The organism is Pseudomonas sp. DC3200b2 (assembly GCF_049895785.1).
Lineage (GTDB): Bacteria > Pseudomonadota > Gammaproteobacteria > Pseudomonadales > Pseudomonadaceae > Aquipseudomonas > Aquipseudomonas massiliensis.
Map to the genome: position 1 here is coordinate 372,236 of NZ_JAFCTA010000005.1, position 20,079 is coordinate 392,314.

Sequence of the window (20,079 nt, forward strand, 5' to 3'; positions counted from 1 at the left end):
AAGGACCCTTCGCTTACCCTCTTGGCCCCCGGGCTACCCCACTGCGTGGCCCCTGGGCGCTCCTGCTCCTGGCCCTCGCCATCACGGCCAGCTTCCTCGCCTCCAGCGGGCCGGTTCAATGGATGGACAATGGCATGTTCCTGGCGGACGCCTCCATCGGTCGCTACTTCAGCGAAACCCTTGGTCCTCTCGACCATCCGCTCTATCAATTCTTCAATACGGCGGTGTTCGAGCTATTCGGTACCCAGGTGTTGAGCCTGCTCAATTCCATCCTGTTGCTGCCCCTGGCCGCGTCGCTGTATTGGCTGGCAGTGAACCTGGGCGCCCAGCGCAACCTGGCTATGCTCGGCGCTGCCGTGGCCGTGCTGGCCCATGCGGTGTTCTGGGTGTCCACCAAGGCCGAGGTGTATCTGTTCCACGCCCTCTTCGTAATCGCCGCCTATGCCCTTTACTTCGAGCGCCGCGGCGGCCTGGGCGCAGTGAGCAAGCTGCTGTTGATCGGCCTGTTCACCGGCATGGCGGCCAGCATCCATCAGCTGACTTTCATTGTGCTGTTGCCCCTGTATCTGCGCCTGCTGAAGGAGCAGCGGACACGCCTGCTGCTGACGCTACCGGCCTTTGCCCTAGGCTTCGCCACTGCCTACCCGGCCATGTTCAATGACCTGGATTCAGGCCTTTCCCTGTTCCAGATCGCCCGTCACTATCTCACCGGCGCCACGCCCTTCGAAAGCAATCCAAACTGGGAAGGCAGCATGCTGCGCTTCGACACCATGTGGCATGAGAAAAACTCCGTGGCCTTGCTGTGCCTGTCTCTGTTGGGGCCACAACTGCTCGGGCTGGTGTGCTATCCGAAGGACAGCCGCCTGCGCCTGGTATGGTGGGCGCTGTTGCTCGACTTCATTTTCGCCGCGTCCTATAACGTGAACGACCGCTTTACTTTCTTCCTGCCCGGCGCCTGCTTCGCCGCCATCCTGGGCGTGCTGCGCCTGCGTCAGTGGCTGGGGAATTCACGCTTGGCCAACCCGATGCTTCTGGCTTCGGTGCTCTGCTCCCCAGCGGCGCTGCTGTTCATGTGGACGCTCTATTCCGCTGGCTTCGTGCGCCTGCCCGTACACGCCGAAGCGCTGCCCTATCGCAACGACATCCACTATTTCATGGTGCCCTACCTGCGCGACCGCTCCGCCGAAGACTTCGCCCGCTACTACGAAACCTCGGCACCGGCCGGTGCGCTCATCGTCAGCGACTGGACACCCATGGGCGCGCTGCGCTCGGCCCAGGCCGCCGGGGCGTTGCAAGGACGCAGCTTCGAGTCCTGTGACAATGCCAGGGATTTGAGTACGTACCTGAAAGGGGCCGGTGCGTTCCTGCCGCGCATGAGTTACTGCGACAGCCTTACCATGCGTTACAAGTTGGAGAAACTGGTGGTGGGGTACCAACTATCAAGTAAATGAGGCCGAGGCGGGGCCAGACTGCGTGAGGCTTCATTCAACGTTGTTTCGATTGTTGCTGGGACTGAGCCCTATCGCGGCGTCTTCGATACTGCCGACGATGACTTGCAATAGTGCATAGGCCTTTTCCAACGCATGCATAGAGTCGCTGCCTGAATAGTCAGGGAACCAGGGACGTGCATGGTGAAGACTCCGTGTGCATTCATAGAGCTGCCACGCGTCGTCGCCAAACAAAGGGTGGGCAGCTGTACGCAGGTTGGCGAACCGGGACACACGGAACCCGGCAGACAAGCTTGTCTCCCGCGCACAGCCGCCATGACTCGAACTGCGCACACAAAAAAGCGTCGGCAGGGGAAATGGGCGCTGTTGCGCCCTGTAGTCTTCAGGGGCGCCAAGCCTGGTCGCCGTATTTGCAGCGACGGGCGAACCATAGCGGCTACCAAGACGCGGCGCAAGCACAGGCCTCTACTGGTTAGTGGCATTAAAAGGAGGCTGGGTAAGCGCAGCCTTCACGCCAGGTTGAGGGGCCTTATGCCGCTTGAAGCGGAGTGTCGGTTTACTTGGGGTATGGCTGCTATCGACCTATTGCAGCCGTTCGTTAAAGGGCAGCCTTGGAGCGGTAGCCGGCAGTAGGGAAGGACTACTGACGACCACCTAGGGCGCCTCTCACTTACGCAGGATGGATATCACTAGGCGCAACACCTACTAATTCAATAGGCGCATCAGGAACGTGCTCGGCTGTTGAAACGGTGCTCGCGACGACCAGGTTGGCTGCGGTGAATGTCCTAGTGTAGCCGCCTTCGAAGCCAATCTCGAAGCGCTGGCCCTCGGCATTAAGGTCGTAGTCCTTGAGGTAGGTGCGGTGAAGGTCTGTGTTGTAGATCAGCTTCAAAGTGCCATCGTGGCCGTCGCCCAGACTGGTATAGCCGAGGGCCGACACATCGATCTTGTCCTGGGTCACATCGAAATCCGTAATCAGATCAGCACTGCCATAGCCATGGACGCTGTCGCTGCTCTCCAGATAACGGAAGGTATCGACCCCTGGACCGCCGGCTAGCGTATCCCCGGCCCCTCCGCCGATCAGGATACCGCCGTCCGCTCCCGCATAGAGTGCATCCCACGCTGGCCTTCCGGTAACGGTCTGGTCAGCGTCAACATGGCTATTATCGCCGGCGAAGATAAAACCATCGGCATCTTGAGAAGCGAGGTTATAGCGGGGTCTCTCCTGGTCGATATACACCTTGAAGCGATTGCCTTCGGCATCCGTTTCGAACGACTGCACTACAATATGCCCTACGGTTTTGTCGTAAGCGTAATTCAGCGTGCCGTTGTAGCCATTGCCCAGGCCAGTGAAGCCCAGCGCGGAAACGTCCAATACGTCCCCGTCGAACAGGTTGAAATTGCTGATAAGGTCAACGCTGGACACACCCGAGGCGTCGTTGACAAAACTGTCGCTGAGCTGGTGATAGAGGAAGGTTTCGTCGCCAACATTGCCGATCAGGTGGTCCGCACCCGCGCCGCCATCCAGTACGCTTTCTCTTTTCCCAGCAATCAGCGTATCGTCGCCGTCCAGGCCATTGAGCACGTATCGCTTGGTGCTGAAGTTGAAGTCCAGGGTATCGTTGCCGGCTGTGCCGTCATGGCGCAGTACAAAGTTGACGGTGCTTAGCTGACCTTGGAAATCGCCTGCCAGGCGCACCTCGAAGAACCTGCCGTCGGCGTCTTTGTCTAGCGAGCGCACGTAGGTAATGTCTGTGGCCGCATCATAGCTGACGGCCAAATCCCCATTGTGGCCGTTACCGATCCGTTCCAGACCAAGGGCGCTCAGGTCCAGTACATCGTATGGGCCCAAAAAATTGGTAATCAGGTCAGAATGAGAGCCCTGAGCATCGGCGTAACTGTCGCTGAGCGACGTGAACACGAATTTCACTCCAGTACCGTAAGCCGCACCACCAGTGAGGTTATCGACCCCGGCGGCGCCTACTAACATGTCGCTACGGCCTCCGCCGTCCAGAGTGTCGTTCCCGTCGCCGCCGAATATGTGATCTTTCCGAGAGGTACCGGTAATGACGTCATCGCCCGACGTACCGGTGTAGGTCTCGAAGGTATATCGATGGTGATAGGTGACTTGCTCATCGAGCGCGGCTTGCAGGACACCTTTGGAGGCTGTAGGCACAGTATTGATCCTGAGCAGGTTGAATTGCTGGGTTTGGGTCGGCAATTCAGGCAATAGCCCATTGGGCTAGACCAGCACGACTGTTGCTGTCATGTACTAGATGAATTGCATAGGCGCGTCAACGCGCCCCATCTCCACCAAACAGCTCATCAGGGCGGCCGATCACTAGGTCTGACACCTTGGACGGGCAATGGCCGCTAAGGGTCGATAGCTATCCCTGGCCAGCCTCGGTTTTGTCATTTTCCGTGAAAAAGGTAACCTCGAAAGGTGTTACATTCCTTGAGTCCTTTGCTTCTCGAAGGTACAGAGCCAGGTAACTGATTTTCTGTTACAGGCCTACAAGAAAGAAAGAGGTTCAACTCAGATAGAAGCTTGAGCAAGCCTGTCAGGCGAGACAGACGCTCATTGCCGAAAGTGATTGCCGCAACGCGTTCAGCCATAGGACAAAGTAGCTCATTGGACCAGCACAGGAGCGAGCCGAAGCATAGCCACAACGCGCTGCGGGACGCGCATGGTGCCACCTTTTTTTGTTATTGAGGATTAGAGTATCTTGCTGCCTCAATCGCGCCGCAGGCGCTCAGGGAGGGGAGCTAGATGTCCGGGAAGAGCGCGCCAACGTTAGATAAGGCGAAAGTTCTAGAAAACGCAGTGACCTCGATCCAGCTGGGGATTGAGGACTATCAGCTCACTCAGGGAAAAAATGGAAACCCGCTCCGAGCTGTATCAGCCGCTCGCAATTTGTTCGCTGGCGTACTTTTACTATTCAAATACAAGATATCAACTCTCGCCGACTCTCCGGAGCACGCGGCGACCCTTATCTACAAGGCCAGGAAATTCAAACCATGCCGAACCGATGGCGGTATGATCGAATGGCGTCCCGAGCTTGAAAGAAACAAGACAATCGACGTAACAGACATTCAGCTTCATTTCGAAGGGTTGGGAATTCGTACAGACTGGAAAGCGGTTAACGCTTTGCAAACGTGCCGGAATGATCTGGAACATCTTCATCCAAAACACCCGTTGGAAGACATCAACAAGTTCTTGCTTGACCTCTTCCCACTTCTGAGAGATTTCATCACACACGAGCTTTCAGAGAACCCAGCAGCCCTGCTAGGTAATACATGGGAAGTGATGCTTAGAAATCATGAGTTCTTCGCTCGCAACCTGGATGAGATACAGCGCCAGTGGGCAGAGCTAGGGGTCATGGAGCACACTCGTGAACTATTCAAGGCTTGCGTATGCCGCGCTTGCGGGTCTCCATTGCTTGAGCCAAACCGTGATGATGTCCAGGCGGGGATGCCGTTCGACTACTCAGAGTTCCGTTACAACTGCCTTGCTTGCAACCAGACTGATCCGTTTATTGAAATGATGGCTGAGAAGTTACGCTTCGGGAAGGAAGACCCTTTCAGCGATGAGGAGCTGATTACAGATTGCGGCAGCTGTGGCGCGCCTATGTTTGACTTGACCGAGGGCCACTGCCATCTTTGCGGCTATAGTTATCAACCGCCACGGTGCGGAGGTTGCCATCGGACACTTGAAAGTTACGAGGCAGAGAATGGGATGCTCTGCGATAGATGCTCAGAATATGCCCATTACAATGATGAATATGAGCCAAACGTAAGCTAGGCCTGTTGGTGCTGAGGCGGGATTGACCAATCTATCGATGCCACATTAACCCTGCCAGATTCACTCAACATCCAGTGCCGTAAAACTTCAGAAGCGGCAACAACAGATGCTGCGTAATTGCATTCCACTTGACCACCCATGTGGATTGCTGCTGACAAGTCAACTTCATTCGACTTGACCCGGCGTTCGCATAGGATTTGACCAGCACACTGGGTGTCTTCTACCGGCAAAAATCGACCCAAAGCAGCCGTTTGATCTCGTCTGCTAACGACCCATAGCAGCCCTTGGGAAAGGCAAGCTTTGGGTCAGCAGCGAAATATATTTGCCAGCTATAAATAATTAATCGAATTGTCGCTTCCCCGGAAGTCTTGTCTCAATCCGTCCGCTCGGGCTCTCCTATGCTTTTCAATAGGGCATTATACTGAATTGCGTCAGAAGTGTATATTTTGTCTAAGACGTAGTTTGCTACCCTAGCTATCTCGGGAACTTCAACTGGCTTGAAGCTTCTGTCTGGTACTTCCTCCAGATGAGAGAACTCATTATTGAGTCGGTTGACAAGGGCAATAGCCGCGTCTTCTTCTTCCCCGAAGAATTTTTTTATTCGCTCAAGGCTGTCGCTTTTGTTGTCGTGGTGGGGGTATTTGAAGAAAAGGAAAGCCTCAAGGAATTTTCTCAAGTTGTTGCCGAAGCCAAAGAACGGCTCGTGGCTAATGTGTGCAGTCGACTGATCTCTGCACTTGTAGATTTGATGGAATAAATAATGGAATTCGGTGATGTAGTCTCTGAGATAAGACGGCATAAGCAAAATACTACTCGCAGCTCCATTGCGCTCAACCATGAAGTGCTCGTGATCATGGCTGCTTTTTTGCTTGCCGCCACCAGTATCTATTTTCTTCGATGGAATGGATAGGCGCTTAAGATATTTCAAAAAGTCCAGATTGTGTGTAGAAATAAAAAGCTGTTTGTATCGATAGGTGTTTGAGCTGTCGGGTTTTTTTACAGGCTTGGCAATCAAGCTCTCAATTAAGCTGAACATGAAAAATATATGGTTGCTGTCGAGGCTCGAAATTGGATCATCGATGTAGATTATTAATTCTTTACCTTTGCTCTCGGGTGCATCCAGCTTTGCGATAAAATAGCAAAACGCAATCAAGCTACATTCGCCTTCGCTCAGGTTGTACGCTGCCTTTCCATCTCGTGTAATCTCAAATTTTACGGTTGCCTTATCTGCACTGTCACGAGGTTCAAGCTTGAGGCCGTCATGGCCAAAAAAGTTATTTAGCAAGGAGTTGACACGTCCAGCCCCCTTGCGTTCATCTCTCTGCTTATTTCGCAAGTTTTGAATTTCGACTTCGGCTTCGCCAATTTTTCTTGCGGAATCTGTATAGGTCGTGTCGGCGGCATCGGCTTCAGTTTTGAGATTTGCTATTTTTTTAAGTTCCGCCTCATAGGTAATTGCAGCCGCAAATGTAGATACGTCAGCCAGGCGAAGTAAATCTCTGGCGGTAGTCTTATCTTTTTCCAGAGTTCTTGTTTTACTGTTGTTAGTGGTAATTAAATCATTGATAGCGTCCACATGCTGCTGAATTTCATTGGGATTATGCAGTGAAAGCGGCAGGGCCACGGGTTGGAAAAGATTGTTTTTTCGTGACTCTAGTGACTTCTTGAGAGCCTCCAGGTCTTTCTTATAGGTACCCAACTCGTTTGCAAGCGCTTGGCTGCTTATGTTAAAGGTGGAGCGTTCCTCTGCATAGAGGTCATCGCTTCTCAACGTGACTAAGCCAGCCAGTGCTGCAATCTCGCCTTTCACTGCGGTGATTACACTCTCCAGATCTGTTTCAAGGTCGCCTGATTCTTTGCTGAAATGCTTGTCGAGTAATTGCCATATATTATCAGGCAAGCTCTGTCGGCAAAAGGCACATACGTCCCGTTTATCACGATGATGAGTGATACCTTGCTTAACCCACAGCTGCAGTACACTGTCGTTGAGTAGTTCTTCGATAGGCTTGGTCGGAGTGATTGCTTTGGACAGAAGTGGATCAGCTTGGCTTTTCAGAGAGTCATAGTTTAGTGCAATCGAAAGCGTTCTTGTGATATCAGGCAATGCCTCTTGTTTGAGCAGCGCAAGCTTTCCAGCTTGCTCCTGAAGTGTCAGTGGAGCAAATCCGGACTTTTGGGTAGTCTCAATGTCGCGTTTAATATTTTCAATGTTGTAAACTGGAACGCCATATTGAAGATTTCTCTTAATCTTTTCAGCAGCGTGTGAGCGCAGCTTCCCTTCCAGTGAGCTTTGAGCTGTACTGTGGCTGGCCTTAGTGCGATCCCGCTCTTTTTTTCTTGTTTCAAGGTCAAAACGAAGCCCGGATTTGGCTTCAACGCTGCCCAACTTGGCTTCAATGGAAGCGATAGCCTCATCAATCTCCTTGTTCTGTTCGCCGACGATGGCGAAAGTTTTGATCTCCCCACCGACATCTTGGTTGACTAGGAAACTCAAGTTCTCAGCCACAAAATCGCGGTTGTAGACTCTCACGTCATAGTTATGAGTCAGTAGTTCCGAACAGGTGACCGTGCCCTGGTCGCCTGTAACAGTGAAGGACGAGCCTGTGTAGTTTGTCGGGAGCTTGCCGGTTTCTAGTGCACGGAAAATACGCGAGAGGGTCGTCTTGCCCGAGTAGTTGCGCCCGTAAAGAATATTCAAGCGCTGGAAAGTTTTAACATTTTTTCCGCTATCCCGGACGGTCTTTTTCCACTCAAGGCCTGAAAAGCTGCCGAAGCTTGCGATGTCTATCTGAGTGATCACTGGTCCATACCTACCTTGGTGGATTTTGGTTTCTTGTAGCCGATTTTCCCCCCACTTGGAATGCTCTATGGCAGATCAGTGGAACTGGCTGGTTTGCCACCCCCACGAAGGACTGCTCTGGGTCGACTTCTGCCCGTCAAAACGCACCCAATGCGCTGGTCAAATCTGATGCAAATAACTGGTCAAGTCGAGTGCGAATGGGTGGTCAAGCCCATGCAATCACGCATATGCCAAGCGGTTGGCAAGGGGCAAGATAAAGCACCACCTCATCTGGTCTTCTCTACCGCGCCTCTACGGCTGTTAACCCTAGCCATCAGATCACGATTTACTGATTCCAAGCGATGATTCGCTTTGGTTAGTAGTGTGTTCTGTTCTTGAAGGGCTTTTTTCTCGGCGCTGAGACGCAGATTCACGATAGCAATACACTTCAAGTCGGCATCCCGCTCAGCAAGCGCCTCGCGCAGCTCTTTGATCGTCCGATCGGCACCACGGAGGTCTTTCGCTTTCTGAGCGAGCTTTTCTCTCGACTCTTTGTTGGTCTTTTGGCGAATCAGTTCCGCCAGATCTGGGTAGCGGTTATGGATCGTCGCATTGCTGATCCCTGCCTCTTCGGCAACTGAGGCGATGCTGAGTTTCCGACTTGCTTGGACAGTCTTGGGTCGCCCCCTGGTAATCCGTGATATGGCTAGCTCAATTGCTCGCCTTGTCTGATCGCTACCCATGCTAGTTAGTCTCCACTGTCGCTATGAGGCGCGATGGTCGATCTGGTAAGGGGTAAGGATCAACTGGGTGCCCCAACTCGGCAAGCACTCGCTCGGCCTCGCGTAGATGCCGAGAGGTACGCTCCCAGGCCGGGTCGCCCATATCAGGCCAAAAAAGTGCCTCGATCTGCTGATCTCTAACGCGCTGCCAGATTATCAAGTGACCTTGGTCGATGACGCCCTCACCGCAATCTGCGCAACGGATAGCATCGTAAAGTCCTTCGCCCCCGCAGCCTTCGGTTGTGGCAAGGCACCAGGAGTGCCCGGTTCCGCGAATGAAGATGCCTTCGCCTACGGCCTTCGCGAGAGCTTGAGGGTCTTTGGCTGTTTTAACCTCGGCCCGCCCTCTGAAGCTAACGATATGCCCGGCTCGTCCGCCAGCGAGACTTTGGCCAGGAGCTAACCAGCCAGAAATGATGCTGGCCTGTAGCTCGTCTCGTTTGGACACCACAGATTCAAAAAGGCTGTCATCAAAGAGTGGGTCTTTTGCGTAGTGCAGAGTCATATCAATCGACCAATGCTTAAAGTGGTGCCGTAGATACCGAACATCGCCCAATACATTCCTGGCAACAAATACCGCAAAGGTCCGCCTGAATTGGTGTGTGGCAAGTGGCCAAAGAGTTTTAGGAGTAATTGTTGCACGATCAATCACTTCGGACATGTCTTCGCCTTGCGTGATCAGTTCAAAGCGCTCTGCAACTTGCTTCAGCATCCTGTTCGATTGCATATTAAGCAGGAATTGAGGCCTTGTACCCGATGCCTTCCATCCTAAAAACAGGCTTTCACCAAGAATGGATGCGTCATCTGCAGCTTTAGCGGCATGCGCCTGTGTCTCCGCTATCTCAGAATTCAGCTCTGCCTGTTTTGCAATGTACGCAGCTACGGGCCTCCGTATTTCATTGGCTATGCAAACTGCCTTCTCTACGATTTCAGGGACCATCCATTTGCCCGGTTTGGGTTGATCTTCCAGCTTATATGTCAGACCGTGCAACCAACAGTACTCTTCGCCATCCATATCCGATGAGCGCTCGAAGCAATTGATCTTCAATGAAACCACCTCTGAGTCTCGCATCCCGCTAAACATGGCTATGACTATGTAGCAGCATGTGCGTAGAAATCGAGCTTCATCATCGAGGTCTTTTAGGTTATCGAAGCCGTTGGATTTGAGCGTCTTCTCGACTTTGGAAAAAGCCCTTGCTCTAGCAATGTCGTAGGTGGCAGTTTGCAGTGTCTTATATTGGCGCTTGGCACCGTTCTCTATTCTTTTCAGAGCGTGATATTCCGCGAGACTGATTTCCTCTGCATATGCAGAGTGAAAAGTAGTCCATGTGCTCGATACGCGCTCAGACTCATTCTCGATAAAACTTATCGCCTTACTGCCAAGCTTTGCGTAAATCCGTTTCGGGATGAGTTCCGTTTTAACGTCATACATTCCTTCACTGCGCCTTGCTCCAGCGATGGTGAATGCCGTGTCATCTGGCCAAGGGTGCTGCCTCATAGGCTGGCCTAGTCTGTTTCTGAATAGGTATATCAGTTCAAGACACTCAAGATGACCTATGATCTTCCTCTGGTTTATTTTTTCGCGAGTAGAAATGTGACGTGCAAAGCGCGCACATTGATCCGGCGTCAATCCGGCGAATGTATCTATATTATTTTCGTGCATCCATTTGAGTAATGGCTTTAGGTTTGTCCAGCAAGAAATAAGTGTTGCAGCCTTTATATTTTTACTTGAGCGGGGTGACTTGGCTAGCCAGCGAGTGTATATAAATGATTTGGCGGCATCCATGAGGCTTCTTGTGGCCTTGCTGATCAGACTTACGCCGCTGCATAGCTCGAAGTCAAAGTTAATTCGAAGGTTGGCTGTGTTTTTATTATGAATATAGGGGGAGAAGTCCCATATATTATTGTTATAACTAGAGAGCACAATAGGCTTTCCATCATCCCCTGTAATATAAGTTACGGCCAGATCGACCCGATCGTCAGGTATGATGTTCCGCAGCAACGCGCAGGGTGGCCTAGATGTGATTACACCGGCATTATTCAATTAGCACCTCCAAGCAGTGCTCTATCTCCCCACATGGGATGAGGCGCATTGAGGGCTCGTTGTCGCTCCCGTTCGACAACAGCAGGATTAAAACGAGGTGCTATGTCATTGTCGATAACCCTGATAACCCATGCGTACACCGCTTTCCATTTAGACTTACCAAGCAGCCCACGTTCCTTGACTAGAAGCCAATAGAAGCTGAACAAACGGTATAGGTCTGATTCGAGCACGACCTGATTTGGGCAGCGAAAGCAGTGAAGGAAACGCTGGCAGTTTGAGCTGCCATTTCGCAGGGCGAAACGCCCGTTGATCGGGTCTGAACACCTTGCCACACCTGTATTCATAGCCCCACTGAGTAGCAGATCGACCTTTTCAGGCTCCATGGACAACTTGGCCGATAAGTCATCGCGAAAGCTCTGCTCATTCACTTGCCCGGTCATGATTCCTTCCAGCACGCGGCCAACGAATTTATGGTTTCGCTCCATTTCGGGCGATACTGCAAGGTAATGGCTATCTGTCATTCGGGCGCTGTTGCCCAAGAGTTGTGCTGTCTTGAACAGATTTCCACTAGTCAGTTGCCACATCCGCGTAGCGAAGGTCTTACGCAGTCGCGATACGTTCACCTGCAATGGTTCGGGTTTACCGTCGGGGGCTGTTCTATCGCTGATGATCTGATGCCTGGCAACCAGTGCCGCGGCTTGCTGGGCAACGTCAGAGGCGCTTAGGGGGGTCACGCCTCGCCCCTTTGCGCGATACAACCAAGCCCGATCTTGCATGCCCTTCGGGGCCAACTCTGCGAGCAGGGCAGAGCGAGAAATGGCCTCCCGGTACAGGGTCACTACATCACAGGGGATCGTCGTCGATACATCGTCTGCTGAGTGGTAGCGAAAAGCTTGTCGGTGAATCTTGAAGCCCCGGCGCTTGTACACCTGAAGAATACCCATGTCGGGCTTGAGGGGGTGATCAGTTATTGCGTCCCGGCTCAGCTCAAGTAACGGGGTGAGATTTCGACCACTTCGAGCAGCTATAAGTAAAAGGTAAACCGCCATGGCTGCTGCTTCGCTGCCTCCTGGCAAGCCGCCTGAGCGGATTAGACCCAAGTCCTTCAAGAGTGCTGCAAGCAGGCGTTCGACCTCGCCCTGAGTGAAGGCCTGGTGGCCTACATAGGCCCTATCTGCATTCGGGAAAGGGACTTGGGGGAAAACGCCGATGCTCATCTTTCCGGCACGAACACGGTTCATCAAAACCGTTTTAGTGGCGTTGTAGATCGCTCGCGCGGATGTAACTGATATTGTTCCCTTGCCTCTTGACGGTTGCTGCTTTAGCCATTCGGTATACCTCTCGACCGTTCGAGGGGATATGTCATCCAGGCATCCAACAATACGGCCCTTTGATGTTTCGTTGTCCAGGTACTTGAACCAGTAACGCATGCCTGATACACAAAGGTTCAGAATTGTGGAGGGGCTAGCCCCGGACAATTGAATCTCGTAGACGGCCTCGCGCATCTCGCTCGCTATTTGCTGCCTTTCAGCGTTGTTCGTTTCTCCAGGCACTGATGCCCATCGGGTGAAGTCGTAAATCCTCCCCTCAACTTGAATCGTCATGGCTTCAGGCGGTTTCTGTGTAATCTGAAGAGGGATCACGTTATCAGGCTGAATCCCGTAGTGTTTTCGTGCCCTAGTCATGCGCCCTCCCTAGCAAATCTAACTCTTCCTGGTACGCATTGAGTTCAGCGTCCTCCAAGAGGTCAATGCAGTGCAGGTAAATGCTTGTTGTCTGGACGCTGTTATGCCCAAGCCGATCACGCACCCAAGCCAGCGCCTGACCTATAGCCATACGCTGCGCCTGGTGGAACAGCTCGAACGTGGCAAAGGTATGTCGAAGCATGTGCGGGGTCACCCTGAATGCCAATGAGGGATTATTCCCGGCCCACAGCCGCCTGTACGCGTTGTTCAGTCCCTTCTCGCTGAATGCAGCCCCATCGACATTCAGGAACACTGGCTGTGCACCTGCGGGGCGCTTATGCCTCCCCAGATTGGCTCTCGACGCCCCTTCTCCAAAGGACAGGTAATCAAAAAGCTCCCGCATGACGTGCCACCCAATGAAAACTGTTCTGGGTTTTGAGTTTTTCAGCAGCATGTCTGACGGACTGAGGTCAATGCGAATTCGTTTCCGCACATCTAGCCCTGTCGGGTCGAACACATATTTGGCTGGGAAGGTTCTGCATTCTTCATTGCGAAGACCTGTCTGCAACATCAGGACAGTCATCAGGTGAAGCGTTCTTGTAGAGCAGGCATGAAGCAAGAGCTTCGCTTGATCGAGTGACAGGAGCTTCGGCGGTTCGCGAAAGACCTTCAGCCGTAGATCATCGCCCTCGGTAGTCTTGGCAGCATGTGCATGTCGCATGAAGCCCTGACTGTTGCCCGCCACGAACTTTGGCGATGCGTCCCAAGGCACCGAGTCTATGTGTCCGCGCTTCTGCGCCCATTGATAGAACCCCATCAGGCAGGTTAGGCGCTGATTCATGGTGCTCGGTTTTATGGCCCGGAGCCCGGTTGCCTGGTTGAGCAGTGAGATTGACCAATTACGGTAGGCAGCAAGATTGCTTACCCCTGACTGAGCATTCCCAATGCTTGGCACATGAGCCCAATCAAGCTGGTTGGCCTCCAGCCAAGAGAAATAGTCATACAGCGCCTCACCATGATTTCTCCACGTCTTCGGGCTGCGGGTCTTGCCTCTCTCCAGGGCCAGATACATGAGGTAATCGTTTGCTAGCTCAACAAGTTCCATGCGCCTATCTAGCAGAAACGGGATTCCCACAAATGGCTGCGTCAGTAGAACGAAGCTCTCATCGGTGAATAGCAGCCTCATGGCCAAACCACTCATTCAGATCAAGAAAGAGGAATAACTCTAGCCTACTGAATAAACTGAACGCTGTCTGTAACAGAAACAGGGTTACCCTGCGTGAACAGCCCGGCACGCGGGCCTGTAAACTATTCAGGAGGAGGCCCGCTGCCAACTCTCGCAGGATCGTCCGCGATTCGTCACCAATTCTGACAGAGAGCCCCATGACTACACCTGTCCGCCGCGCAACATCCCTTCGCGCTGGTCAATTCAAACCCTAATTCGCGTTGCCGGTATAACCGGGCGTATTCCTGAGCGTGACGTGCTTTTGCTATGGCTGACCCACGCCACCGGCATTCGAGTCACCGAGCTGGCCTTGCTGGAGGTCGCAGATGTGCTTTACCCCAGCGGAGCCATCAGGCTGGAGGTGTATCTACGTGCAGACATCACTAAGGGCTGCCGACCGCGCAATGTGTACCTGACCCATGCTCGATGCCTTGCCGCTCTGGACGGCTAGATCGCGGTTCGCTTGCGGCGCCGCTGGAGCCTTTCCAGCGCAGACGAATACCGGGGCCTGCGCCCAGGTTCAAAGCTGGTCACCACGCATAAGGGCCAAGCCTTTGAACTGGCGTTCAAGCACCGCGAACTGGACAGTGGACCAGAGGTGTACCGGGCGTGTGATTCGCTCCAGCAGACCATCAGCAGGCTCTACAGGCAGGCCGGCATCAAGCAGGGGTCGTCGCACAGCGGCAGACGCTCCCTAGCGGCCAAGGTGTTGGTCGCAACCGGCGATGTGGAGACGGTTCACCATTCTTGGCCATCAGCACCTGGATTTTGCATATATCTAACATGTGCCGGAGTTGCAACCATGCGTACCGTCTCTATTTTCAAAAATGGCAAGAATCAAGCCGTTCGGTTACCCACCGACATGGCCTATGAAGGCGTCGGTGAGCTTGAGATTTCGCGGGAGGGTGACGTGATCACTCTGCGACCTGCGCGTCCATCCTGGTCATCCTTTTCTGACTTGCCGAAGGCAGATGCTGAGTTTCTGCAAGAGCGCCCCGCTGTGGCCGGCGATGAAGGCAGGTTCAATCTGTGAGCACCTACATGCTCGATACCTGCATCTGCTCATTCATCATGCGTGAACACCCGGAAGCGGTGATCAAACGCTTGGCTACCGAAGTTGAGCAGGGCAAGCGGATTGTTATTTCGGCCATCACCTACGCAGAAATGCGCTATGGCCAGATCGGGAAGAAGGCCTCGGCCAAGCACAAGATGCTGGTGGATGAGTTTGTAAAACGGCTGGATGCCGTGGTGTCGTGGGATCAACGAGCAGTCGATGCCACCGTTGAGGTCATGCGTGTGCTGGCCAAAGCAGGCAACCTCAATGGTCCTAACAACACGGCCATTGCGGGCCATGCAATCGCTATCGGCTGTACGCTGGTGACCAACAACGTGCGTGAATTTGGCCGTGTTCCTGGCCTTGTTTACGAAGACTGGGTTTAAGAAAAAGTTGTGACCATGGCACAACTGATCGAGGGGCTACGCTCGACCGTGGCGAGCAGGCAATCAAGAACGCCGTGAAGGTGTCGTTTTGGTATGGAACGGCGGGGTGTACGGCTGGAAGGATGAGCTGCGCGACCTGGCCAGCGAGCGCCCAGGTGCGTATGCCGTGGACAAGGCCGGGCTGATCTTCAAGGCCGAGGGCGGCGACGACTACAACGGTGCAGAAGCGTGGGTCGCGGTGGTACCGCTGGCTTCGCAAGCGTGCGTTCGGATCAATGGCAGCGAGGTTTGGTGGCAGAGCGAGTTCCTGAATCTGCGTTGCGAAACCGGCCTGGGAATATCCAAGGTGAGCATGAGGTGGAGCCCGAACCGGCTGCGACTCTCCTGCAGCTGGCCAAGCCTGTTCCGAAACTGAGACGACCACGGAAAGCAGGGGCGATTCACTTTCTCAGAAAGAACATTCACCCCATCCATTTTGTGGCGGGCGCGTTGATCATTCTCGGCGTCACGGGTCTGGGCACAGGCTGACCGGCTTGCTATGCGCGCCGCGGCATCAGCCCAGAAGCCTCACCACGGCCTGCTTGAATTCACCGATCGAAAACGGCTTGGGCAGCAGCTGCATCTGGCTTTCACCGAAGCCATTCACTGGCGTGGCGGTTTCCGAGAAGCCTGAGATAAACAGCACCTTGGCCGTGGGGTGCGCTTCAAGGGTGGCTGAGGCGACTTCGTCTCCACTGATGCCACCGGGCAAGGCAATGTCCGTCACCAACAACTCAAGGTCCGTGGTTTCCTGCAACCGCTGCATGGCCTGGGCGCCGGTTTCGCTCTTGATCACGGTATGGCCCATGTCTTCCAGCGCCTGGGCCACCAGGTCGCGGATGGCGCCTTCGTCGTCGAGCACCAACACCGAGCCGCGTGGGGCGGTGCTTTCCATGACCGAGGCTGTCGGCTCGGCCGAGCCGCCGGTGTCGACCGCCCCCTGATGAAGCGGTAAGAAGAGGCTTACCGCGGTACCTTGACCCGGCGTGGACTCGATGTGTACATCACCGGATGATTGCCGAGCGAAGCCATAGACCATGGATAAGCCAAGCCCCGTGCCCGAGCCTTGGGGCTTGGTGGTGAAAAAGGGGTCGAAAGCGCGTTCCAGTACCTTAGGGGACATGCCGGTGCCGGTGTCCGATACCCGTATCTGAACATAGTCTCCGGCGGGCCGGGCAGGCAGCGCCTGTGCCGGCTGCTGGGTGATTCGAAGCACCTCAACGCGCAGGCGTCCGCCCTTGGGCATGGCGTCTCGGGCATTGATGCAAAGGTTGAGCACGGCATTTTCAAGCTGGTGGCCGTCGCAGAAGCAGAGCAAGCGCTCTTCCGGGGTAAGCACCTCGAAGTCGATACGCGGGGTCAGAGTCCGGGCGACCAGCTCTTTCATCCCGCGAATCTGCTTGATCGGGTCTACCACATGACCGGCCAGTGGTTGTCGGCGGGCGAAGGCCAATAGCCGATGGGTGAGGGAGGCGGCGCGGGTGGAGGCGCTTTTGGCTAGTACCAAGTAGCGCGGCAGCTCGGAGAACCTGCCTTGGTCAAGGCGGCTTTCGAACATGTCCAGGCTGCCGGTGATCACGGTCAGCAGGTTGTTGAAGTCGTGGGCCAAGCCGCCGGTGAGTTGGCCGATGGCGTCCATCTTCTGGCTTTGCTGAAGCTGGGAGCGAACTTCATCCAGGGCCTCCTGGCGGGCTTTCTGCAAGGTGACATCCCGGGCTACAGCAAAGTAGCGCCCGTGTCGCTGGGCGATGCGCCAGTTCAGGTGCAACAGTTCACCATTGGCGCGTTCGCCTCGGGTATCGAGCTCGGCAATGGGCTGCTCGCGCAAGCGCTGCAAGGCCTCGGTGACCTGCGCAGACGTAATGAAGCGATAGAACCCTCCATGCTTGAGCTCTTGCTCGCTACATCCCGTTCGGGCCGGCCAGGCCGGGTTCATGGCCAGCAGCTCGCCGCTTTCGGAAAGGGTACAGATCAGATCAGGAGAGACGTTCCAGATGCCGTCGCGCTCCTGGGTGCGTCGCTCGACTTCTTCCTCCAGGTGCTGGTTCATGCCGTGCACGGAAATCAGGGTGCGTCGTAGAAAAGCGCACACTACGGCCATGGCCAGTGAAACCAGGCCAAAACTGCAGCTATTGACCCAGGTGGTCGCATCATCCGTGGCGAAACCGATAGGCCCGGTGAAAAAAAATTGCGCTGACAGTACAGCCAGGACACAACCCACCAGGGAGGGCCCGACGCCAAACCAGAAGCCGATGATCATCAGTTCGGGAATGAAGAACAGGTAAGGTAGCGCCGTCGCGGGAAGCTGCGCGCGCAGGATGCAGCACAGCACAACGATGACCACGGCTCCCACGTAGCGAACCGGCCGTTTGAAGCGAGACTGGGCCATGCGGGTCAGCAGAGAAGGAATGTGTGCGAAGTAACGACTCAACCAGTACTCCAGGCCGCCTAGCGGTACGCCGACATGCAATGAACCAGGCGCAACGCCAGCGGTGCCAACGCCGTTGTTCGCGCGCGAAAATACAACGATCCAGCGGCACGCCAAAAAGCGAGGCGCTCAGCGACCGCTCACTGTGCTGTATTGAAAGCACAAAGCTGATGACAGGCGCTTGCACCGCACCGAGTTAGCGCCCGCGCCAGTAGGCCCTGGTCAGGCCTGGGAGCTGATGGAGCAACCCAGGCGCCGGCTCAATGATCGCTCATCCAGCCAGGAGGGCGCCAGCATATGGCAGTGATGCCGCGCACGGCGCAATCAGCCTTGCCTGCCTGAAAACGCCCAAACCAGGCGGTTATCCCACACCCGACCTAACAGGCAAACCGATGGATATCGCAGGTATCAGCCACGCCCGCCCAAGGCCTTGATCAGTTCGGCCTTGGTCATGGTCGAGCGGCCCTTGATATCTTGGCTCCGCGCTTCCTTGAGCAGGCTCTCCTTGCTCTGGGTTTCCAGGGAGGCACCGGAATTGCGCGAATGCCCCTCGCGGGTTTTCGCTGCACGCTTGGCCGAATCCGAACGGGCGGTTTTCTTCTCGCCGGAAGGCGTTTTACTGCCCGAGCCGCCGCTACGCTCGCCGCCGCCGGACTGCTTGTTCACCGTGGCCCAGGCCCGTGCTTCGGCCTGGCCTTCAGACATGCCTTTGCGCTCGTAGCTTTCCTCGATGTGCTCGGCCTTGCGTTTCTGCTTGTCGGTATATTTGTCCTTGTCACCACGTGGCATTGTGGTTCTCCCGGTTGTGTACCTATAGCTATTGAAGCCGAGCGGGGCGTGAAGTGCCGTCGGTCTGGACCAATGGTTGGCCCTTGGATTCGCCACAAAGCTGCGGTACTGCACGCACTGGCCCGCAAATTGAAAGCAAATTGAAAGTAGGCAGCTACAGCCTGATGATCTTGATATGGGTTATGAGTTGACCAAGACTGGCGCGGCGACCTATGACCAACATAGCCCTGTACTTTACGACCGCATCGTTTTAGCCGAGGGCCGGTGCTTTCCAAGGGTAGACGTGGAGTCGCCAGGCTCGACCAGGCCTTTGCTGTCAGTCACCCGCATGCTGCGATGTTGGAACCCTGGCCCAGCTACTTGGTAGCGCGTACTCCGCCCCCCACCCGGCATTCGCTCCAGGCATCCTTTGCTCACCAGATCGGCCAGATGCCGGGTGGCCGTCGCCTTCGAGACTTTGGCTACTGCCTGATACTGGGCCGCGCTGATGCCGTTTTCGAAGCCCCACTCGCCGCCGTCCAGCAGTCGGTTTAGCACTTTGAGCTGCTCCGGCGATAGCTCGCTGCCACGGTGGGCCTGCCAGAATCGCGCCTTGGCGACTACCCGATCGATACGGGCAAGGGCAGCTTGCTGGCTGCGCAATAGCGTGTGCAAGAACCATTGCAGCCAGAGCGTGATGTCCAGGCTGCCTCGCTGACAGTTCTCCAGGATGCGGTAATAGCCGGCGCGGTCGTCGAGGATGCTGGCAGACATCGCATAAAGACGGATGCCTTCGTTGTCGGCTTGCGCCAGGGCCAGGTCGGTCAGGGCGCGGGTGAGGCGGCCGTTGCCGTCATCGAAGGGGTGGAGCGTCACGAACCAGAAGTGAGCGATACCGGCGCGTAGCAATGGATCAAGGGCAGCGTCTTCAAGACTGCTGGCGAACCAGGTCAGGAATTCGGCTAGCTGCTGTTCTAGGCCTTGGCGAGGTGGGGCTTGAAAGTGGACAGTGGGTTGGTCAAGGCGACCCGATACTACCTGCATCGGATAAGGCCCCCGGAGTTCGCCGACGCGGATTGGCTTCGCCAGTAGCGAGGTTTCCATGGGGAACAACCAGCGATGCCAGCGAAACAGCCGCTCCTGTGTCAAGGCCTGGTTGTAGTTGCCGGTGGCGTCCATCAACAGTTCGGCCAGCCCCTCGCTGCGCGGACTGGGCTGCCCGGTATCGGCCACGCCGAGCCGACGGGCGAGGGAAGAGCGCACGGAGCCGACGTTGAGCTGTTCGCCTTCGATGGCCGAGGAGGTCACGATGTTCTGCAGAAGGGCGTTCAGTTGCTGTTGTTTGTCCGCTGCTCCTTCCACGCTCCCGGCCAGGCCGAGCAAGCGGCCTTGCGCCTGGGCACATGCCCTGAGCTGAGGTGCAAGTGCGTCAGCGTTCCAAGTAAATGCCGGCCATGCCTTGTGTTGCCAGATCCAGAGCATGGCTCGAGCCCGCATAGACAGAGATGAGTCGAATAATAGCGCTATTCGGCTCATGTAGTGAGCCGAATAGGTTGTTTATTCGGCTCATGGCATGATGATCAAGAGTAGAGGGGCACGATCCTGCTCTTGGGCTTGGCTTGCGCTTTCGCCAGCTTCG

The 20,079-nt window shown here is 55.1% G+C and carries 14 protein-coding genes and 1 pseudogene; 6 read left to right on the forward strand and 9 right to left on the reverse strand.

The features are described from left to right. Positions 1–41: 41 nt before the first annotated feature. Positions 42–1,451 (forward strand): DUF2723 domain-containing protein, encoded by a 1,410-nt coding sequence (locus tag ACP691_RS16875; protein WP_426151801.1) that lies wholly within the window; start codon positions 42–44, stop codon positions 1,449–1,451. A 667-nt stretch (positions 1,452–2,118) separates the two neighbouring features. On the opposite strand, the gene ACP691_RS16880 is transcribed toward ACP691_RS16875, so the two are convergent. Then, positions 2,119–3,669 carry a M10 family metallopeptidase C-terminal domain-containing protein gene (locus ACP691_RS16880; protein WP_426151259.1) on the reverse strand — a complete coding sequence of 517 codons (1,551 nt, stop codon included), beginning with the start codon at positions 3,667–3,669 and terminating at the stop codon, positions 2,119–2,121. Between the two features lie 549 nt (positions 3,670–4,218). On the opposite strand from ACP691_RS16880, the gene ACP691_RS16885 reads away from it, so the two are divergent. Then, a complete protein-coding gene (locus tag ACP691_RS16885) occupies positions 4,219–5,250 on the forward strand; it encodes a hypothetical protein (protein ID WP_426151257.1) in 1,032 nt (343 codons plus the stop codon). Positions 5,251–5,623: 373 nt separating this feature from the next. On the opposite strand, the gene ACP691_RS16890 is transcribed toward ACP691_RS16885, so the two are convergent. The 5 genes from ACP691_RS16890 to ACP691_RS16910 all read right to left on the reverse strand — a co-directional run bounded on the left by ACP691_RS16890 (position 5,624) and on the right by ACP691_RS16910 (position 13,726). Further along, on the reverse strand, positions 5,624–8,050 hold the full coding sequence (locus ACP691_RS16890; RefSeq protein WP_426151255.1) for an AAA family ATPase: 2,427 nt from the start codon (positions 8,048–8,050) through the stop codon (positions 5,624–5,626). A gap of 266 nt (positions 8,051–8,316) precedes the next feature. Further along, positions 8,317–8,772, reverse strand: a complete 456-nt coding sequence (locus ACP691_RS16895) for a hypothetical protein (RefSeq protein ID WP_426151253.1) — start codon at positions 8,770–8,772, stop codon at positions 8,317–8,319. A gap of 1 nt (position 8,773) precedes the next feature. Beyond that, complete coding sequence (locus tag ACP691_RS16900; RefSeq protein ID WP_426151251.1) at positions 8,774–10,855, reverse strand: hypothetical protein; 2,082 nt, start codon at positions 10,853–10,855, stop codon at positions 8,774–8,776. Continuing rightward, positions 10,852–12,540 (reverse strand): hypothetical protein, encoded by a 1,689-nt coding sequence (locus tag ACP691_RS16905; protein WP_426151249.1) that lies wholly within the window; start codon positions 12,538–12,540, stop codon positions 10,852–10,854. Before ACP691_RS16905 ends, ACP691_RS16900 begins: the two co-directional genes overlap by 4 nt. Next, positions 12,533–13,726 (reverse strand): tyrosine-type recombinase/integrase, encoded by a 1,194-nt coding sequence (locus ACP691_RS16910; protein ID WP_426151247.1) that lies wholly within the window; start codon positions 13,724–13,726, stop codon positions 12,533–12,535. The genes ACP691_RS16905 and ACP691_RS16910 overlap by 8 nt, the downstream gene beginning before the upstream one ends. A gap of 295 nt (positions 13,727–14,021) precedes the next feature. Here ACP691_RS16910 and ACP691_RS16915 point away from each other — a divergent pair, with 295 nt between their 5' ends. The 4 genes and pseudogenes from ACP691_RS16915 to ACP691_RS16930 form a co-directional block, all read left to right on the forward strand. Further along, positions 14,022–14,216, forward strand: a complete 195-nt coding sequence (locus ACP691_RS16915) for a hypothetical protein (RefSeq protein ID WP_426151245.1) — start codon at positions 14,022–14,024, stop codon at positions 14,214–14,216. A gap of 351 nt (positions 14,217–14,567) precedes the next feature. Then, a complete protein-coding gene (vapB, locus tag ACP691_RS16920; protein WP_426151243.1) occupies positions 14,568–14,798 on the forward strand; it encodes a type II toxin-antitoxin system VapB family antitoxin in 231 nt (76 codons plus the stop codon). Then, positions 14,795–15,205 (forward strand): type II toxin-antitoxin system VapC family toxin, encoded by a 411-nt coding sequence (locus ACP691_RS16925; RefSeq protein WP_426151241.1) that lies wholly within the window; start codon positions 14,795–14,797, stop codon positions 15,203–15,205. The genes vapB and ACP691_RS16925 overlap by 4 nt, the downstream gene beginning before the upstream one ends. A 15-nt stretch (positions 15,206–15,220) precedes the next feature. Continuing rightward, positions 15,221–15,452 (forward strand): annotated as a pseudogene (locus ACP691_RS16930) (antirestriction protein ArdR); the annotation flags it as partial. A 306-nt stretch (positions 15,453–15,758) separates the two neighbouring features. On the opposite strand, the gene ACP691_RS16935 reads toward ACP691_RS16930, so the two are convergent. From ACP691_RS16935 to ACP691_RS16945, 3 genes are all read right to left on the reverse strand, one after another. Next, positions 15,759–17,675, reverse strand: coding sequence for an ATP-binding protein (locus tag ACP691_RS16935; protein ID WP_426151239.1), 1,917 nt, complete (start codon positions 17,673–17,675; stop codon positions 15,759–15,761). A gap of 405 nt (positions 17,676–18,080) precedes the next feature. Continuing rightward, positions 18,081–18,461 carry a hypothetical protein gene (locus ACP691_RS16940; RefSeq protein ID WP_040259780.1) on the reverse strand — a complete coding sequence of 127 codons (381 nt, stop codon included), beginning with the start codon at positions 18,459–18,461 and terminating at the stop codon, positions 18,081–18,083. Between the two features lie 234 nt (positions 18,462–18,695). Further along, positions 18,696–19,922 carry a Fic family protein gene (locus tag ACP691_RS16945; protein WP_426151237.1) on the reverse strand — a complete coding sequence of 409 codons (1,227 nt, stop codon included), beginning with the start codon at positions 19,920–19,922 and terminating at the stop codon, positions 18,696–18,698. Positions 19,923–20,079: the final 157 nt, after the last annotated feature.